This window comes from Parapedobacter sp. GCM10030251 (assembly GCF_042666505.1).
Taxonomy (GTDB): domain Bacteria; phylum Bacteroidota; class Bacteroidia; order Sphingobacteriales; family Sphingobacteriaceae; genus Parapedobacter.
Map to the genome: position 1 here is coordinate 1195416 of NZ_JBHTDN010000001.1, position 20198 is coordinate 1215613.

The window sequence follows — 20198 nt, forward strand, 5'->3', positions numbered from 1 at the left end:
AGAAGTCAGCGGGATGCATCAAAGACCGGGATTATGTCAACCCGATGCGCGTGTATTTGCTTTAATTCCCAACTTTCCCTAAGTTTGCGTCCCTTAAAACTGTAGACGGTTCATGAGTATCTCAAAGACATATAATCCCAAAGAAGCTGAGGAAAAATGGTATGCATACTGGATGGAAAAGGGCTTTTTCCGTTCGGTGCCGGATGACCGCGAGCCCTATACCATCGTCATGCCGCCGCCTAACGTTACGGGCGTGCTGCATATGGGACATATGCTCAATAATACGTTACAGGATGTACTCATCCGCCGCGCCCGCATGCAGGGTAAAAACGCTTGTTGGGTACCCGGCACCGACCACGCATCCATCGCCACCGAGGCCAAAGTGGTTGCCATGCTTAAAGAGAAGAGTATCAGTAAGAAAGATCTTACGCGCGAGCAGTTTCTGGAGTACGCCTGGGAATGGAAAGAAAAATATGGGGGTATCATCCTTAGGCAACTGGAAAAACTTGGCGCATCCTGCGATTGGGAACGGACGCGCTTTACCATGGAACCCGACCTGTCCGAGGCCGTTATTGACACGTTCATCCGCCTATACAAGAAAGGATATATCTATCGGGGTGTCCGTATGGTCAATTGGGACCCGCAGGGGCGTACCGCTTTGTCTGATGAGGAAGTGATCCGCAAAGAGGTTAACCAAACACTTTACTACGTCCGCTACGCAGTAAAAGGCGCTCCAGGAGAAGCTCCATCCTATCTGACGATTGCCACGACGCGACCAGAAACGATCATGGCCGACACCGCTGTGTGCATCAATCCCAACGATCCCCGTTATGCACACATAAAAGGGAAGATGGCCTTGGTGCCACTTATCAACCGGGAAATTCCGATTATTGAAGATGATTATGTAGATATGGAATTCGGCACGGGTTGCCTGAAGGTAACGCCTGCCCATGACCTGAACGACTACGAACTCGGACAGAAGCATAACCTGGAGGTTATTGACATCCTGAACGACGACGGCACGCTCAACGAAAAAGCACAGATTCTTGTTGGTGAAGACCGTTTTAAAGCGCGCAAAGCCGTGGTCAAGCTATTGGAGGAAGCCGGTCAGCTCGAAAAGTCCGAGCCCTATACATCACAGGTGGGGTTTTCGGAACGTACCGACGCCGTCATCGAACCCAAGCTTTCCATGCAATGGTTCTGTCGCATGCAGGAGCTGGCCAAGCCTGCACTGGATTACGTGCTTAACGGCGACGTGAAGCTGATCCCCGATAAATTCATCAATACGTACCGCCACTGGATGGAGAACATCAAAGACTGGACCATCAGTCGTCAATTGTGGTGGGGACAACGCATACCGGCTTGGTTTAATGGGCAGAACGAGTGGGTGGTTGCCAAAACAGAGACCGAAGCCATTGCGCTGTTTGCTGCAGAAGGAAAATCAGCATCCGGTATCCGGCAGGAAGACGATGTACTGGACACGTGGTTTTCGTCAGGGCTTTGGCCGATGTCGGTATTCGACGGCACCCGTCATCCCGACAATCCGGACATCCGGTATTATTACCCGACGAACGACCTGGTTACTGCGCCCGAAATCTTATTTTTCTGGGTAGCACGTATGATCATCTTCGGCCACGAGTACACCGGCAAACCGCCATTCAAAAACGTTTATCTCACCGGTATCGTTCGTGATAAGCTGGGTCGCAAAATGTCCAAGTCGCTGGGCAATTCGCCAGACCCCATCGAATTGATGGAACAGTACGGAACGGATGGCGTTCGGGTGGGCATGCTCCTCTCCTCTCCTGCCGGCAACGATCTGATGTTTGATGTAGCCTATTGCGAGCAGGGGCGTAATTTTGCCAACAAAATCTGGAATGCCTTCCGTTTGGTGAAGGGTTGGGAAGTTGCCGACGCACCTGCTACATCTGCGCAGCGGGAAGCGGCCCGTTGGTTCCGGCACCGATTTAACCAAGCGTTGCAAGAAATCGAGGATCACTTTACCACCTATCGGATTTCGGATGCACTCATGGCCACATACAAGTTGATATGGGATGATTTTTGCGCCTGGTACCTCGAACTCGTAAAACCCACATACCAGCAGCCCATTGCCCGCGAAGCATTTGAGGCAACCAAGGATTTCTTTGCATCGGTGCTGAAATTGGTTCATCCGTTTATGCCATTTATCAGCGAAGAACTGTGGCACGACGAGCTGTTCGGTACACGGGAGGAACGCGATTGCTGCATTGTAGCGGAATATCCAACGGGAGGCGATTTTGACGAAAAGCTGCTGACCGACTTCATGGCACTGCAACAAGTCGTTTCGGAAATCCGTAACCTTAGAAACACCAAACAACTGTCGCCGAAAACCGCGTTACCCCTTGCCATACACGCGACTTCGACGATCGACTTCGCTCGCTATGCCGAAAGCATTCAGAAAATGGCGAACATTACTGCCGTCGAAGTACTCGATCGAAAGCCTGCAGGCGTCGCCAGTTTTCTGGTGGGAAAAGACGAGTTTTACGTAGACGTTGCACAGAATATTGATGTGGCCGCCGAGCGAGAACGCATCCATAAGGAGATCGACTACTTGGAAGGGTTCCTGAAATCGGTGAATGCGAAACTGACGAACGAACGGTTTGTACAGAATGCCAAGCCGGAAATCGTAGCCAATGAACGGAACAAAAAGGCCGATGCGGAAGCGAAGATCCGATTGCTGGAGGAAAGCTTGGCCAGTCTCTAATACGCTATTTCTTTGTTGTTTAGTTAGTTTTTTTTCATAGTTTAGCCAACACAAGTTGAACACTACTCGAAATTATGAAAAAACTAATGCACATCGCCTGCGTGGGTCTGGTCGCCATCGCCTGCCAACAGCCGCAGAAACAGCAAAAAGAAGAAACGCCGGTAGTAGACCCCAATGCGATAACCTGTGAAGGCATCGGACCTGTCAAACTTACCGATTCGTATGCTTCCCTGGATAGTGCCCTCGGTGCCGATAAGCTGGAAAACGGAACAGCGGAAGTAGACGGCAAAACCGTACACATTACCAAATTATTCCCAAACGAAGCGGAAGAAATAACGGTGTATTGGGCAGAAAACAAAGAGCCTTATGCGACGATTACCAAAATTTCGGTTGCAAACAATTTTGGCCCTTACAAAACTGCTGAAGGGTTGCGTGTAGGCTCAACGCTAAATGAGGTTAAGCAATACAATAATTTCATGCCCATATCCATGACGAATTTTTACAACAGCGTAGATGGGTTTGCCAAGATCACCGGTTTCAATGGCGGCGACATCGAAACGAAGTACCCCTGCCTGGGCGGAAAACTGGATATCGTGAAACAACGGGGTGTTGACGTACGGACGTTGGATGAAATTAAACCCGAATCGGAGCTGAAATCATCACATAAACTCTTCAATTCCATTGATGTGGAAGTTGTCGAGCTAACCGTTTCACGGAAGTAAGGTTTTATTGGATTCCCATCACACGGGCCACGTTGTTTTTCAGCGTGGTCACATCTGTTTTCAATCCGCCGTATACCGTCAGAAGATTGACCTGGCGATCCTGTATTTTCCGGAAGTTGTGAAGCCATCCGGCTTCGACAAGCAGAAAAAAACCGCCGATTTTATAATCTGCTCCGATACCGGCCCGCAAGGTTGGTGTTAAGTGGGTCGTATTTTCAATAACCACTCGTTGCCGCTCTTCCGAGACAAGTGCACGCGGCTCGACCACCACGCCGGCTCCCGGGCCGGCATAGGCATATAAATTAAGTTTTTCTATCTGTTTCCGGATGCCACCGGCAAGATTCAGGATGTAGAAATTGCTCCGCCCCCTTTCCAGATCATGCGGGTAATCCGGGTCATGGACCTGTTGATTGTACCGGTACGAAAGAAAGTCGACCGAAGGGTACACAAAATAATGCCGGTTGGCGAGGGAAATATCGAGCCCTAGGCTGTTTGAAAACTTAGGCTGCAGTACCTCGCTGGTCTCTCCCAACGCAAATCCCCATCCCAATCCGCTCACTACATAGACCTTCCGGTGATGTATGGTATCCGCGCCTGATTGCGCTCGAACCGTTCCGGCAAACAAAAGAAAAAAATATAAAATGCGTAAAAACGGCTTAATCATGTTTATTTTCAGTTATTGTGACACTAAAACAGCGCCGGAAACAAAAAGTTTGCCACCTCAGAGAAACTCCTTGCTCTGAGGCCCGTGGTTAAACAGCAAGTCGACCACACTTAAGTTAGCAAGAAATCCACACTTATTCTCAAAAACTTGGTAATAAGGCTTATGCGATGCAACAGGGCTATCGCGTTTGGGATGGATGGAGGAACGGAAATCCAAATGCGGCGGATAATCCTGTCGGTAACTTTCGGTATACCCCACGGTGCGCGCGATCTTTAGCAACCGCAGCAGCAATTCCAATTGCGCTACGTTATAGTCGACCAACCAATCATAACGCTGTCGGTAAAACGGCAGGAAATCATCTTCGTAGTATTCAAAATAAGCCGAACTGCGATAGGCCGTTTGCAAGCTCATCCAATGCAGGCGTTGCCAGTCCCATTCGTAGCTGATTTTTACGTCCTTCATTTTCGTATGCCCCTTATGTCCGCGCTGCACGGGTACGATGAGATCCAATTTACCGTTGGCCGAGTAAATGGAGGCACGGGTACGGTAAGTTTGTTTGGGATAGTGTTCATACTGCTCAATGAGAATGGGCAATGAAGTAGCTTGAATGGTATGGAAATAGGATACCGGTGGCAGGTAACAGGCAGGTAAAATAAGGTGATTGTCCATGAAACACAAGAAATATACGTTAATGCGGTAAAAGTAACGTAAATTACGGAAATTTTCCGCTTCCAGGCCGTTCTAAGGGGACGCAGCGCACTTGAAAACATCGCATTTATGGGCAATACGATTAAATTGCATATAAACGTAACTTTATCTAAGTTTGCACCTTCATGCACCATCAATGGCCGTAATGCGAAAGTCTTCCGTAGTGAATTTCTTTGTTTATCTGGTCTCGTTACTTCCCTTCTGGGTGCTTTACCGACTGTCCGACATTTTATATGTCGTACTGTATCACGTAGTTGGGTATCGGAAAGCAGTGGTTTATGAAAACCTTCGCAATGCATTTCCGGAAAAGTCGGAAGATGAACGCAAGCAAATCGCTCGGAAATTCTATCGCTTTCTTCCCGATCTGATTGTGGAATCCATCAAAATGCGTAGCATTTCCGCGGCAGAGGCAAAAAAGCGGATCATCATTTATGGAAACGAAGAACTGGAACGCCATTTTGCTGCCGGCAAGGGAGTTGTGGGCGTCACCGCGCATTATGCAAACTGGGAATTGGGTATCCACCGGCTCAGTTTGCTGACGGACAACCCCGTGCTGATTATTTACAAACCCCTACACAACAAAACGGTTGATACCATTTATAATTCGGTACGAAGCCGTTTTGGGGCGGTGATGGTACCCATGAAGCAGACACTTCGCAAGATTGTGGCGTACCGCCATCGACCCCACATCAGCATGTTTGTGGCCGACCAGACGCCGATGCACCGGGATTCCGACTATTTCATCCGGTTTCTCAACCAGGACACGCTGGTATATACCGGCGCGGAAAAAATTGCTAAAATGACCAATTTTCCGGTGGTTTTCTGTCACATAGACCGGCTTCGGCGCGGGCGTTATTGCTGCACTTTTACCACCTTGGTTGAGAACCCTGCCGAGATACCCGGCCATGGCATCACCGATCTTCACAACCGGTTTACCGAAGATATTATCCGTCGAAAGCCGGAATGGTGGCTTTGGTCGCATCGCCGTTGGAAACGAAAACCGAAAGGTATGAAACTTGCCCCTGACACGTCTTACAGAAAAGATGATCAAAAGCAGGTTCCATGAGCCATTTAAAGACAAAATGTACGAATGAACCATTATCCGAAAGTAGCTGTCGTCATATTAAATTGGAATGGGCGATTTTTTCTGGAAAAATTTCTCCCTTCGGTCTACAACACCGATTATCCCAACATCGAATTTGTGGTGGGCGACAATGGATCTACTGACGATTCGGTAGCGTTCGTAACAACAAACTATCCGGCCATTCGCATCCTGAGTAATGACCGCAATCTCGGTTTTGCAGGGGGATATAACGAAATACTGAAACACGTGGAAGCCGACTACTTCGTGCTGCTCAATTCGGACGTAGAAGTGACCCCGCATTGGATCACGCCGGTCATTGAACTGCTGGAAAGTCAACCTGACATGGCCGCCGCACAACCCAAGATCCGCTCCTACTATCAACGCGAGTATTTTGAACATGCGGGAGCCGGCGGTGGCTTTATTGACTATTACGGATTCCCCTTCTGCCGTGGGCGGATGTTGCACGTCGTGGAGAAAGACAATGGCCAGTACGATGACGCCTGTGAGGTGTTTTGGGCCAGCGGAGCAGCATTTTTCATCAAGCGCGCTTGCTGGGAGAAATCGGGCGGATTTGATGCCGACTTCTTTGCCCATATGGAAGAGGTGGATCTTTGCTGGCGGCTTAAGTTATTGGGGTATCGTATCGGATACTGCCCGCATTCGATTGTCTACCACGTTGGTGGTGGCACGCTGGCAGCGGCCAATCCGACAAAAACCTACCTTAATTTCCGGAACAGCCTATTCATGATGCAGAAAAATCTTCCGCTGATCGACGCCTGCTGGGTCGTGTTTGCCCGCATGTGGATCGATCTGGTGGCGCTCATCCATTTTATGGTACAGGGCAAGTTCAGCGATGCGTGGGCCATCAGCCGTTCACACCAGCGTTTCTTCCTTGACTTTTTCAAAACGGCCCGAAAACGCAGGCGATATAAACAGTCATTCGGTAAAAAAGGGATTTACAACGGCAGTTTCGTTTGGGCATTTTACATTCAGCGGAAAACCCTTTTCAAGTTGTTGAATCCCAAAAAGTTTTTATAAAACAGCTTTTGTAAAATACCGGCTACAAAGCAACTTTTTAAGGCGCTTTTTGTTATCTATGCATAAGTCCACGGAATTGCCGTAGTCTGTGTGATTTTATACAAATTGTAAACCCATATAGTAAACCATGAAACATATCATTCTTACGCTGCTTGTCACCTGTGCGACAAGTATGGCCACCGATGCACATCAGAAGGATGCCCTGTCCGGAGCTTGGAAATTGCAACAAGGCGATATTATACAGACCGCTGTATTTGTAGATGGTTACGTATCGCACAGCACCTTTGATCTCAAAAATAAGAAGTTCATTTCAACCCGAGGTGGCACGTACAAAACGGACGGAAAAACGCTAACCGTAACCTGGCAATACGACACCGACAAAGCGGCAAGTAATGCACCTGCCGATACGTGGGTCGGCCAATCGAGCACGTTTGATGTAACACCCGGAAGCACTTTATCGACAAATATGTCGGGAGCACAAGCCACCTGGGAGCGAATTGATAAAAACGAGGGCCCGATGGCCGGGGTATGGCGCATCACGGGCAGGAAAGAAGGTGATGACATGGGACAGATGCCGTTACGTGACCGCAGAACCCTCAAGATACTGAGCGGTACGCGTTTTCAGTGGGTAGCCATCAACATTAAAACCGGTGAGTTCTCCGGAACAGGTGGGGGGACTTATACGTTTGAAAACGGAAAATATACCGAAAACATCGAGTTCTTTTCGCGCGATAACGAACGTGTGGGCGCTTCACTCTCCTTTGACGGAAAAATCGAAAACGGAGCGTGGCATCATTCGGGATTGAGTTCCACGGGCAATCCGATTTATGAAATCTGGAATAAGTTGGAAAAATAGGAACCGCAACCGCAGGGCAAGAAGCTTCGGTGATATTTCGTAGCCAGCATTTGGGTTGGGCGTTAAAATTTGTATTTTCGCTGTCATGTCACCAGCAGAAGCAACGATCCGGATTGAAGAACTAACCCGGGAACTCAATGAGTATAATTACCAGTACTATGTATTGGCCAACCCCACCATCTCAGACTACGACTTTGACCAGAAGTTGAAGGAACTGGAAGAACTGGAACGGCTATTCCCGCAGTTCCTTGATCCCGACTCGCCCACACAGAAGGTGGGTGGTGACATCACGCAGCGTTTCAGTACGGTACGTCATCGATGGCCCATGCTTTCACTGAGCAATACCTACAGCGAACAGGAATTGCGTGATTTCGACACACGGGTACGCAAAGCCATTGGCAATGACTTCGAATACGTATGCGAATTGAAATTCGATGGTCTTTCCATCAGTTTAACCTACGAAAACGGTATACTGAAACGCGCCGTAACCCGTGGGGACGGCATTCAGGGCGACGACGTGACGACCAATGTGCGTACGATCAAGAAAATCCCCAATCGGTTGAGGGTTGATGGTTATCCCGATCTGTTTGAAATACGTGGCGAGATTTTCATGCATCGCGCCGCATTCCAGCGCCTGAACAATGAACGGATTGAAAACGGCGAGATGGCTTACGCCAACCCTCGTAACTTCGCTGCTGGTACGATCAAATTGCAGAACTCGGCCGAAGTAGCCCGCCGTCCGCTGGACTGCTTTCTTTACTTTCTGTATAGCGACAACCGCAACCGGTTGTTTACCAACCATTGGGATAGCCTCCAAGCGGTAAAGTCCTGGGGCTTCCACGTGTCAGAACATACGGCATTGTGTAGCTCGATCGACGACGTGCTGGCTTTTATTGCGAAATGGGAAGCGGCACGTTACGACTTGAGCTACGATATCGACGGCATTGTTATCAAAGTAAACGACTACGGTCAACAGGAAGAGCTGGGATTTACGGCGAAGTCGCCGCGTTGGGCGATTTCTTATAAATACAAAGCCGAGCAGGTAGAGACGTTGTTTCAATCGGTAAGTTATCAGGTAGGCCGCACCGGTGCCGTAACTCCGGTAGCCAATTTAAAACCCGTTTTGCTGGCAGGTACTACCGTAAAACGGGCAAGCCTGCATAACGCCAACGAGATTGAGCGTTTGGATCTGCGGGAGGGCGATACGGTATTTGTTGAAAAAGGCGGAGAAATCATCCCGAAAGTTATGGGGGTAAACCTTCTGAAACGCTCCCCCGGTGCCCTGCCCATCTTATACCCACTCCTATGTCCGGTATGTGGAACGCCCTTGATACGCAAGGATGGCGAGGCCGTCCACTATTGTCCGAACGAGGACGGCTGCCCACCCCAGATTGTCGGCCGCATGCAGCATTTTATTGGCCGTAAAGCCATGGACATCGAAGGGATGGGCGATGAAACGATCGAAACGTTCTTTAGACAAGATTTACTCCACAATATTACCGACATCTATCGCCTCAAGGATAAACAGGACCAACTTATCCAGTTGGAACGCTTTGGCCAGAAGTCCATCGACAACATGATTTCCGGCATCGAGAAATCCAAGGAAAAGCCCTTTGAAAAGGTACTGTTTGCGCTCGGCATCCGTTATGTCGGCGAAACCGTGGCGAAAAAACTGGCCCAACATTTTGGGACGGTTGATGCCCTGATGGCGGCTTCCAAAGAAGAAATTCAGTCCGTCTATGAAATCGGTGAACGCATTGCTGAAAGTGTCAGCGAATATTTCGCTAACGAAACACATAGACTACAGATCGAGCAGTTGCGGCAAGACGGTCTTCAACTTGCAATTGTTGAGAAAGAAACCGAGCGATTGGGAGACGCACTAATGGGCAAGAGTTTCGTAATTTCTGGGGTATTTGAACAATTCAGCCGGGAGGAACTTTCGACACTTATCGAAAGTCATGGCGGGAAGCTACTTAGCAGCATTTCGGGAAAGCTCGACTACCTCGTTGCAGGCGATAAAATGGGCCCTTCTAAACTGTCCAAAGCGGAAAAACTGGGAATTCCGATCATCTCCGAAAAGGAACTGCTGCAATTGATCGGATCCTAATGCGGTAAAATCATTTATTTCCCTTAATTTTGGCCGCCTGTTAGATCAAATAATTAAACATTAGCGGCAACTTACACAGTATGGACGAACTTTACGGCGCTGGGGTAGCTTTGGTAACCCCTTTTCATTCGGACGGAACAATCGATTTCGCAGGTCTGGAAAAGCTAATCGAGCACCAGATCAGCGGTGGCATGGATTACTTGGTTTCGTTGGGCACTACCGGCGAGGTGGCCACCCTTTCCGAAGATGAACGAAAAGCCGTCTGGGCATTTACCGCAGAAAAGGTAAAGGGGCGCGTACCGTTGGTTGCCGGTATCGGCGGCAATAACACGGCCGAGATTATCCACCAACTTGAACAATTTGATGCGAGCGGATATGCAGCGGTATTGTCTGTGAGTCCATATTACAACAAGCCCACGCAAGAGGGCATTTTCCAGCATTACAAAGCCTTGGCAGCGTCCTCTCCCTTGCCCCTGATCATCTACAATGTACCGGGGCGTACGGGCAGCAATGTCAGTCCGGAAACCACCGTCCGTTTGGCCAAGGAGGTCGATAACATCGTCGCTACCAAAGAAGCGTCGGGCAGCTTTGAGCAATTCGGAAAAATTATCCGCGATAAACCGGAGGGCTTCCTGTTGATTTCGGGAGACGATTCGGCAACATTACCACTGATGGCATTGGGTGGCGTCGGGGTAATTTCGGTGGTCGCCAATGCGTTTCCCGCCGAGGTGGCGACACTCGCGCGGATGTGCCTGGACAACCGTTTCGAAGAGGCGCGGCAGCTGCACAGCAAACTCATCCGAATTACCGAATTGTGCTTTGTCGAAGGCAATCCCGCTGGCGTTAAGGCCATCCTTCACCAACTGGGTATTTGCGGACCGACCGTGAGACTGCCGTTGGCCGGGGTAGGCACCGGTACGTTGGACCACATTGTGCGCGAAGTGGCTAATTTGGTTGGATAGCCGCATCGATCGTCCGTTTATTACCGATTGATTTGTAAGACAAAGCCTACAAAATGGTTTTTTAGGCGGTGTTTCTTTTCTCACAGTCAATAATCCCGTTTATTTTTGACCGGATTTGCTGGAAAAGCATTCGATTAAATTAATTGCCATTGAGAACTCCCGCCCGCTATGCATCTCCGCTGCGACGAAAACGACATCTACCTCGGAATCTACGTGCATGAAAATTATCGCATTTTTAAACTCTAACTATTGGTTAAGATCCGGATCCATCAATCTGCTTCAAAACGCATGCATGCTTGCCATTTCGTTCGGTTCGTATTATTTCATGATCCGGATCCTGGACAAGACTGATTTCGGTTTATGGGTGTTATTCCTATCGACGGTATCCATCCTGGAATTTGCGAGGACCGGATTGATCAGCAAGAGCCTTATTACCTATCTGTCGTCGTCTTCCGAAGACGCCCACAACTCCATTATCACCGTGTCCTTCGTCCTGAACCTGACCATTACGGCCATCTTAGCCGTGGCCTGTTACCTGTTCGCTCCGCTACTCGGTAACCTATGGGACAGTCCGCAATTGATTCCCCTCTTCAATTTATACATTGTCGCATTTTTTGTGTCGGGTTTCCTCGTCCAATACCAGGCCATCGAGCAGGCTCAGTTACAATTCAGGGGCGTCTTTTTATCGAACCTGATCCGGCAATTTGCGCTACTCGGCTTCATCTTATATGTGTATTTCAACGGCGAACAAACTTCACTGATCGTGTTGGTGAAGGTCATGACGATAGGTACCGCGGCTGCAGCGCTCGTTTCTTACTTGTTTGTGCGCCGTACCTTTCGGCTGTCGGTAACGCTCGAAAAGCGCTGGATAAAGCAATTGCTGCGATACGGCAAATATTCCTTCGGAACAGCCATGACCGCGGTAATTTCCAGTTCGATTGACCAGATGATGATTGGCGGTCTGGTGTCCCCCATCTCAGCAGGGATTTACAACATTGCCGTCCGGGTTACGAATATGATCAACATTCCAACCAATGCCATGGCCACCATTGTTTTTCCGCAAAGCGCAAGGAGAATAGAAGATCAGGGAGACGTGGCCGTAAAATACCTGTATGAAAAATCAGTCGGAACGGTGTTGGCCATGCTTTTTCCCGCGGTAGTCCTCGCATTTATATTTGCCGGTCCGATCATCCATTTCATCGGAGACGACCGCTATCCAGAATCGGTACCGCTGTTGCAAATCACCTTACTTTCCGCTTTCTTCATACCCTTCACGAAGCAATTTGGCACCATCCTCGAATCAACGGGCCGGGTAAAATTGAATTTTCACATTACCGTCGTAACCGTTGCACTGAATGCACTGTTAAACTACGTATTTATTCGGTATTGGGGGATTATCGGTGCGGCGGTTGCGATGTTGATTGCTTACTTTATCCTTTTTATTTCGACACAAATGATCCTTAAGAAACTCCTCGGCGTAAGTACCGGCGCTACGCTGATGTATGCTTTCAAAAGTTACGGAGAAGCCTATAACAAATTTGTGGAACGAAAACGGGAAGCGGAATTTTCGTAACCGGCCATCCTTAGGCACCGGGTAACTTAACGCCCAAATGCCGGCTGTTGGTTGCCTGCGTAAGATTCCATCCTATTCCGCGCAACGCGGCAGTAATCAGGTCAAATCGTCCCTTGGCCGCGTATTTGATCAACAAGAACGGCGTGGCGAAGAAGAGATAATAGCAGCTGAAAGCAATCGCCGTACCCCTTTTTGCATTCCGACGGATAAATAACCAACGGTTACGGGTCATAAAATAGGATTTCAACGGGCTTTCCCTTCCCACACTCATTGATTCCTTGTGATAAATTTTGGCCTTGCCCGTAAAACCGGTTTTGAGGCCTGCCCGCTTAAACTTCTCACACCAATCGAGCTCCTCATAGTAGAGAAAAAAATGTTCTTCCATCAGTCCCACCCGTTGAAGGTCGGCGCTACGGCAAATCATGGCTGCACCGTGGCAATAGCCCGTTTCGACGGTCAGGTCATCATATTGACCGTCGTCACTTTCCATCTGCCCGATTCCCTTATTCCGTCCGGTCAGGTAATTCATCGGTGTGAAGCCCGCATACTGAATCTTCGTTTGATCGTCGAAATATAGGATAAGGGGCGAGAGGAGTCCAATATCGGGGTGGCGTTCAAGTTCATTACGCAGCGATCCGACAAAACCGGCCGTAATTTCCGTGTCGTTGTTCAGGAAGAGCAGATAATCGCCTTTTGCATGTTTGATCCCCAGGTTATTTCCGCCGGCAAAGCCAAGATTGGTTTCAGCGCGAAGATAGACCACTTCCGGGTACACCGCACGGAATACGGATTCCTGATCGTCCGTACTCCCATTGTCCACGACGATAACCTCAATGGCATCGTTCGCTGCGTGGCGGACCAGTGACCGAAGCAGATCGATCGTTAGAGCGGTTTGATGGTAGTTGACCGTGATAATGGACGTTAATTTCATGACGATGCAAAGCTAAATTTTTACACGCACAGACGCGCGCTCCTCACCGGTACATTATTGCCCCTTGTAGCGTTACACCTACAAATCGGACCGACGCTGCGAAATCAAAAACCAGAACCATATACCTGTAGACTTATTCCTACAAAATAAAATAAAGTTGGAAACTAAGGAGTTACCTTTTTCCGGGTCGCTGTATTTTTGGACACGCCAAACGCCGACTGACGATACGCGCGACAAAAAGCTATACAGTGAAAAGCAATACAAATGAAACCCTTTTAAGTCTCTTCCATGCGCAAGCACAACGGACACCTGAGGCAACTGCCGTGGTTTTCCAAGGTGTGTCTTTAACGTACCGGGAGCTGGACGAGCAATCCAACCGGTTTGCGCATTTACTGCGGGACCGCGGTGTTGCCCCACAGACCCTCGTAGCCGTTTGCATGGATAAGTCGCTGGAAATGATAGTTTCACTGTTGGCCGTACTGAAAACAGGTTGCGCATATGTTCCCATTGATCCGGATTATCCGGCGGACCGGATCGGCTTCATGCTGGATGATATCCGGGCCAGTCTGGCCATCACGTCTACGGAACGCACGCCGTTGGTAACCCGCATTACCCAGGAGCGAGGCATCACGCTGGTTCCGATTGACCTATCAGACGCGCAAGCGCTACTGCCCTACCCTTCCATCCGGCCGGATTGCACAATCACGGCAGACGATCTGGCCTATATCATCTATACGTCCGGATCGACTGGAAAACCCAAGGGGGTCATGATCACCCACTGGAACGTCGTCCGCCTCTTTGTCAACGACGGCCCGGTGTTCGATTTCAACGAACGGGATGTATGGACGATGTTCCATTCATTTTGCTTCGATTTTTCGGTTTGGGAAATGTATGGCGCACTCTTGTTTGGCGGTAAGCTGGTGGTCATTTCCAAAGCGGTAGCCAAGGATGTAAGCCTTTTCAGTCAGTTGATGGTAGATGAAGGAGTTACCATCCTCAACCAAACGCCTTCGGCTTTTTACATGCTCCAAGACCAGGTATCGTCATTCCCGGAAGGATTGCCGCTGAGTGTCCGGTATGTGATTTTTGGCGGGGAAGCGTTGAATCCCGCCAAACTGAAGCCATGGATGACGCAATATCCGGCCTGTAAGGTTATCAATATGTACGGCATCACGGAGACGACCGTTCACGTAACCTACCAGGAGATCACCGGCGAACACCTGGATAGCAACGCCAGCATCATTGGAAAGCCCATCCCGACGCTTTACGCGTATGTGCTCGACGAGCAGATGAACCGCGTACCTCCCGATACCATCGGCGAACTTTACGTCGGCGGAGCGGGGCTGGCCCGGGGTTACCTGAATCAACCGGAGTTGACGGCGAGCCGCTTTATTCCCGATCCCTTTCATGCTGAGGGCGATGCCCGGTTATACCGGACGGGCGACCTCGTAAAGCAAACGGAGGATGGCACACTGGAATACCACGGGCGCATGGACAATCAGATCAAGATACGCGGATTCAGGATTGAACTGGGTGAAATCGAACATGCACTGCAACGGGCGCCGGGTGTACGGCACGGTGTAGTGATTGCGCAGCAAAGGGGAAATGGCGATTACCAGCTGGTTGGCTACTACGTTGCCGAAACCTCTTCAAACAAAACCGCGATCCGCACGCACCTGGAACAGCTATTGCCGGACTACATGGTTCCCCAATTTTTGATACCGGTCGATACCATTCCGCTTACAAGCAATGGCAAGGTGGATAAAAAAGCATTACCTGTTCCGGATGCGACCGAATTGCAAACCCGTGCCTACGTGACCGCCCGGTACGAAACCGAACGGACCATCGCCGATGTGTGGAAAACGACGCTCCAACTCGATCGCGTAGGCAGGCATGACCACTTCTTTGAATTGGGCGGCAATTCACTTCTTGCCCAGAAAGCGGTCTTATCATTAAAGAAGCTGGGCATTGACGTCCCAGTCATCAAATTATACCAATACCCGGTGGTGAAGGACATCGCCGCCCATATCGACGGTCGCAGTCCCGCGCGCGAGTTCACTGATTCGGTGAAAAACCGGAATACCGGGTCCGATCGGAACGATGTCGCCGTGATTGGCATGGCCGGCAGATTTCCGGGAGCGGCCACCATCGAAGCGCTTTGGGAGGTGCTGATTCAGGGAAGAGAAACTATACGGTGGTTTAGTGATGAGGAACTCGACAGGTCCATCCCGGAGTCGCACCGGCAATCGCCCTATTATGTCAAAGCGCGTGGTATCCTCGACGGCGCCGTCGACTTCGACGCTGCGTTTTTCGGAATCAATCCGAAGCATGCGGCACTCATGGATCCGCAACAGCGGCTTTTCCTTGAAATCGCCTGGGAAGCCCTTGAGCGCTCAGGTCACGTACCGCAGAAATTCGAGGGGTCCATCGGCGTTTATGCCGGATCGGCAAACAACACGTACTTCGTGAATAACGTATTGAAGCACCCGGAATTGATTGAACGTGCCGGCGACCTATCGGTACTGACCCTCAACGATAAAGATTACCTATCCAGTCGCGTAGCGTATGCACTGGATCTGAAAGGTCCGGCCGTGACCGTCCAGTCGGCCTGCTCCACCTCGTTGCTGGCGGTGGCACAGGCCGTTGAAGCCATCCGGAAAGGCCAGTGTGACGTGGCCATCGCCGGTGGGGCGGCGGTCACGTTTCCAGTGCACAGTGGCCACTTATACGAAGAAGGAGCCATGCTCAGCGCTGACGGGCATTGCCGACCGTTTGATAAAGATGCGCAGGGCACCCTGTTCAGCGATGGCGTGGCAGCGGTTGTGCTTAAGGACAAGGCACAAGCCGAACGAGATGGCGATGTGATCTATGCGGTCATCAAAGGCGTGGGCGTCAGCAATGACGGAGGCGGCAAGGGCAGCTTCACTGCACCCAGTGCCGAAGGACAGGCCAGTTGCATCCACATGGCACTGACGGACGCGGGCGTGGAAGCTTCCACCATATCCTATGTCGAAACTCATGGAACGGGGACTCCCATCGGTGATCCGATAGAAATTGAAGGGTTGAAACTGGCTTTCGGCCAGCAGGCCGACCGGCAGTATTGCCGTATCGGTTCCCTGAAAAGTAACCTGGGCCACTTAACCCATGCTGCGGGCGTGGCCGGCTTGATCAAAACTGTACTGGCGCTGCACCATAAAAAGATACCCGCATCCATCAATTATACCGAAGCCAACGCAACCATCGATTTCGCAAATAGCCCATTCGTTGTCAACCATGCACTTACCGACTGGACTCCACTTGCCGGAACCAGAAGAGCCGGTGTCAGCTCCTTCGGCGTGGGGGGAACCAACGTGCATGTAATCGTGGAGGCGTACGAGCGTACCGCGGTGCCCGAACAGCCGGCGACACCTACCGACGGGCTGAGCATTATCAACTGGTCTGCAAAAAGCGAAACATCGCTGTCTCTGTATGCCGACCGGCTACAGCGATTCCTTGTTGAAAACCCAGACACATCGATTCGCGACCTGGCTTACTCCTTACAGCACGCACGCCAGGATTTCGATTACCGGAGTTATGTTGCTGCTTCAAGCCTCGCCGATCTACGCCTGCAACTGGAAAAAAAGGCGTGGTCGAAACACACGGTGAAGCGGGACGCAAGCGGGGTTGCTTTCCTGTTTCCCGGCCAGGGCGCTCAGTACGTCCATATGGGAAGGCAGCTCTATGAGCGGGAGACGGTTTATCGGAGGGCTATTGACGAGTGTACGGCCATCTTGCAAGGCGAGCTCGGCGAAGACATCCGCCGGATTATTTTTCCGGGGGAAGACGTTACGGAAGAGACCGCTGCCGAACGTTTGAAACAGACGCAGTTTACACAACCCGCATTGTTCATGACCGAATATGCGTTGGCTAAGCTTTGGCTATCGTGGGGCATTCAACCCATCGCGTATATCGGCCACAGTATCGGCGAATTCGTCGCCGCCCATTTGGCCGGTGTCTTTACGCTCGGAGACGCGCTTCGGCTGGTAGCTTGCCGGGGGAAACTGATCAGTGCGCTTCCTGCTGGGGCCATGCTTTCGGTAAGATCTTCTGCAAGCGACCTCGAAAGCCATCTTCCGCCCGGTGTAGCCATCGCAGCGATCAATGCACCTTCGCTGTGTGTTGTTTCAGGAAGTGCCGAATCCGTCGCGGCCTTCTCAAAAATATTGGACGTCCGCGGCATTGCCAATAAGCCGCTCCATACCAGTCATGCCTTTCACTCCGCTATGATGGACCCGATGCTGCCAGCGTTCGAAAAGGCCTTTCAATCCATGTCCTTGCGCACCCCCCGTTTGCCCATCGCTTCGACGGTGACCGGCACCTGGCTCACGGACGATGAAGCTACCGATCCCTCCTATTGGGTTCGCCACGCCAAGGCGACCGTGAAATTCTCGGACGCGCTGCTGTTCCTTGACCGGGAAATACACCCGGTATTTCTCGAAATCGGTCCTGGCAACGTCACCGCGACCCTGGCGCGGCAGCATGGCAAGGAAATCGCCCAGCGGGTGGTCAGCGGCGCCGGTGGCCGTGCCGAAACGGAATACCGTACCCTTTACCAGGCACTGGGCGACCTCTGGTCCTTCGGCTTCGCGCCGGACTGGAGGGCTCTCCAACACGGCGCGGCGAGACGCATTGCAATTCCCACATACGCTTTCGACCGCAAACCGTATGAGGTCAGTCCCAACAACCAAGGTATCCAAACGCCGGCAACCAACGTGCCCCAAGTCGATACTTCCCCATTTACACCGGAAAAACAACACATGACAAGAAAAGAGTTTCTTACCGAAGAGGTCAAGTCTGTTCTGGAAAACGCGTCGGGCATTGAAATCAACGCCCACGAACATCATATGAATTTTGTCGAGCTCGGACTCGATTCGCTTGTCCTAACGCAGGTGGCGTTGGCATTGAAAAAAGCTTTTTCGTTGCCCATCACTTTCAGGGGGCTGAATGAAACGTATTACAGCCTCGATACACTTTGCACGTACCTCGATCAACACCTGAAACCGGATGCATTCCAACCGGTACACCGCAACACGCCTCCAGAAGCGACGGAAAGGGGCACCGCTTCAGGGGGAACGGCACCGGACGCGATCGCGCTTCTCTCGCAACAGATTGCCTTGTTGGCTCAGCAAGTCGCCCTATTGCAGGAAGGCCGCATTCAACACAGCTCCGGATTACGGAATGGCCATACGATTCCGCAGCACGCCCTGCCGGATATCACACCGGAAGAATCCGTCGAACTCCAGAAGCCCTTCGGTGCCGCTGCACGCATTGAGCGGAAACGTTCCGCGCTAACTGCCCGGCAGGCTGCCTACCTGGATGACTTGATCAGACACTACAATCTCAAAACCGCCAAGAGCAAAGCCTATACGCAGCAACACCGTCCGCACATGGCCGACCCTCGAGTGGTAACGGGGTTCAAACCCGAGACCAAGGAGATTGTCTATTCGATCGTAGCCAACCGGTCGAAAGGCTGCCGGATCTGGGACATTGACGGTAATGAATATATCGATGTCTTGAATGGTTTTGGGTCCAACTTCCTGGGCTACCAGCCGGATGTGATTAAGGAAGCCTTGCTCCAGCAAATTGAAGAAGGGTATGAAATCGGTCCACAGCATGAAAAGTCGGGAGAAGTTTGCCGCTTGATATGCGATTTTACGGGATTTGACCGGGCCGCACTCTGCAACACAGGCTCGGAGGCGGTATTGGGTGCCATGCGCATCGCCCGGACCGTAACCGGACGCGCAACCATCATCGCCTTTACCAATTCCTATCACGGTATCATGGATGAAGTGGTGGTAAGGGGGACGAAAAAACTGAAAACATTTCCGGCGGCTTCCGGCATTTTGGAAGACGCGGTCAAAAACATGCTGATCCTGGATTACGGAACGGAGGAATCGCTGCGGATTATCCAGGAACGGGCACACGAACTGGCCGGGGTGCTGGTCGAACCGATCCAAAGCCGACGACCGGAATTCGTGCCGGTGGAATTCCTACGTAAGCTGCGGGCGATCACTGCCGAATCAGGCGTCCCATTGATTTTCGATGAGGTCATTTCTGGATTCCGGTTCCACCCCCAGGGAGCGCAGGGGCTCTTTGCCATCGACGCCGATATCGCTACATACGGCAAAGTAGCGGGAGCGGGTATTTCCATCGGAATCATCGCCGGAAGAAAGCGGTTCATGGATGCGCTGGACGGCGGTTCTTGGTCGTTCGGCGACGACTCCGCCCCGGAAGCAGGTGTCACGTACTTCGCCGGCACCTTTGTGCGCCACCCCTTGGCGCTGGCAACGACGAAAGCCTCACTGACGTATCTAAAAGCTCAAGGTCCGGAACTTCAGGAGCGAGTAAACCGGCTTACGAAAACCCTCGCCGACCAGCTCAACGCCGTATGTGAGCGTTATGGAACCCCTTTGTATATTGCACAGTTCGGGTCACTTTGGAAGGTGAAATTCCACGCGGAATACGCGTACAGCGAATTGCTGTTCGTGGCCATGCGGATGCGCGGCATCCATATTTTGGACGGATTTCCGTGTTTTCTTACCGCCGCGCACACCGAAAATGACGTTGCAGCCGTGGTGCAGGCATTTGAATCCAGTGTCCGGGAGCTGGTAGATGCGGGCTTTATTCCAACCTCATCGCCCAAGCCGACAGGCTTGGCCACCGTCCCACCTGTGCCGAATGCCAGACTGGGCAAAGACCGGGAAGGAAATCCCGCCTGGTTTGTGGCCGACGAACAGAACCCCGGAAAATACTTACAAGTCGTACCAAACTAGA

At 51.1% G+C, this 20198-nt stretch carries 12 protein-coding genes; 9 read left to right on the top strand and 3 right to left on the bottom strand.

Features of this window, described 5'->3' with window-relative positions; genetic code table 11:
• Window positions 1–112: 112 nt before the first annotated feature.
• Both ACFQRK_RS05315 and ACFQRK_RS05320 read left to right on the top strand, forming a co-directional pair.
• Window positions 113–2740 (top strand): valine--tRNA ligase, encoded by a 2628-nt coding sequence (locus ACFQRK_RS05315; protein ID WP_379004381.1) that lies wholly within the window; start codon window positions 113–115, stop codon window positions 2738–2740.
• Between the two features lie 74 nt (window positions 2741–2814).
• The gene (locus ACFQRK_RS05320) at window positions 2815–3462 is read left to right on the top strand and encodes a hypothetical protein (protein ID WP_379004383.1); all 648 of its coding nucleotides are present in this window, start codon (window positions 2815–2817) and stop codon (window positions 3460–3462) included.
• Window positions 3463–3466: 4 nt separating this feature from the next.
• Here ACFQRK_RS05320 and ACFQRK_RS05325 read toward each other — a convergent pair whose 3' ends face one another.
• Together ACFQRK_RS05325 and ACFQRK_RS05330 are read right to left on the bottom strand one after the other, a co-directional pair.
• Window positions 3467–4126, bottom strand: a complete 660-nt coding sequence (locus ACFQRK_RS05325) for a hypothetical protein (RefSeq protein ID WP_379004385.1) — start codon at window positions 4124–4126, stop codon at window positions 3467–3469.
• A gap of 57 nt (window positions 4127–4183) precedes the next feature.
• Entirely contained in the window at window positions 4184–4795 is a 612-nt protein-coding gene (locus ACFQRK_RS05330) for a WbqC family protein (protein ID WP_379004387.1), read from the bottom strand.
• Between the two features lie 184 nt (window positions 4796–4979).
• On the opposite strand from ACFQRK_RS05330, the gene ACFQRK_RS05335 reads away from it, so the two are divergent.
• The 6 genes from ACFQRK_RS05335 (at window position 4980) to ACFQRK_RS05360 (ending at window position 12454) form a co-directional block, all read left to right on the top strand.
• Window positions 4980–5900, top strand: coding sequence for a lysophospholipid acyltransferase family protein (locus ACFQRK_RS05335; protein WP_379004389.1), 921 nt, complete (start codon window positions 4980–4982; stop codon window positions 5898–5900).
• Between the two features lie 24 nt (window positions 5901–5924).
• Window positions 5925–6956 carry a glycosyltransferase family 2 protein gene (locus tag ACFQRK_RS05340; protein ID WP_379004390.1) on the top strand — a complete coding sequence of 344 codons (1032 nt, stop codon included), beginning with the start codon at window positions 5925–5927 and terminating at the stop codon, window positions 6954–6956.
• Window positions 6957–7083: 127 nt separating this feature from the next.
• Window positions 7084–7812, top strand: coding sequence for a hypothetical protein (locus ACFQRK_RS05345; protein ID WP_379004392.1), 729 nt, complete (start codon window positions 7084–7086; stop codon window positions 7810–7812).
• Between the two features lie 85 nt (window positions 7813–7897).
• Window positions 7898–9919, top strand: coding sequence for an NAD-dependent DNA ligase LigA (gene ligA / locus ACFQRK_RS05350; protein ID WP_379004394.1), 2022 nt, complete (start codon window positions 7898–7900; stop codon window positions 9917–9919).
• A gap of 80 nt (window positions 9920–9999) precedes the next feature.
• Window positions 10000–10881: a 4-hydroxy-tetrahydrodipicolinate synthase gene (gene dapA / locus ACFQRK_RS05355; RefSeq protein ID WP_379004397.1), complete on the top strand. Its 882-nt coding sequence runs from the start codon at window positions 10000–10002 to the stop codon at window positions 10879–10881.
• 292 nt (window positions 10882–11173) lie between these two features.
• Window positions 11174–12454 carry a flippase gene (locus ACFQRK_RS05360; RefSeq protein ID WP_379004400.1) on the top strand — a complete coding sequence of 427 codons (1281 nt, stop codon included), beginning with the start codon at window positions 11174–11176 and terminating at the stop codon, window positions 12452–12454.
• A gap of 10 nt (window positions 12455–12464) precedes the next feature.
• Here ACFQRK_RS05360 and ACFQRK_RS05365 read toward each other — a convergent pair whose 3' ends face one another.
• Window positions 12465–13385 carry a glycosyltransferase family 2 protein gene (locus ACFQRK_RS05365; protein ID WP_379004402.1) on the bottom strand — a complete coding sequence of 307 codons (921 nt, stop codon included), beginning with the start codon at window positions 13383–13385 and terminating at the stop codon, window positions 12465–12467.
• A gap of 248 nt (window positions 13386–13633) precedes the next feature.
• Here ACFQRK_RS05365 and ACFQRK_RS05370 point away from each other — a divergent pair, with 248 nt between their 5' ends.
• Entirely contained in the window at window positions 13634–20197 is a 6564-nt protein-coding gene (locus ACFQRK_RS05370; RefSeq protein ID WP_379004404.1) for an amino acid adenylation domain-containing protein, read from the top strand.
• Window position 20198: the final 1 nt, after the last annotated feature.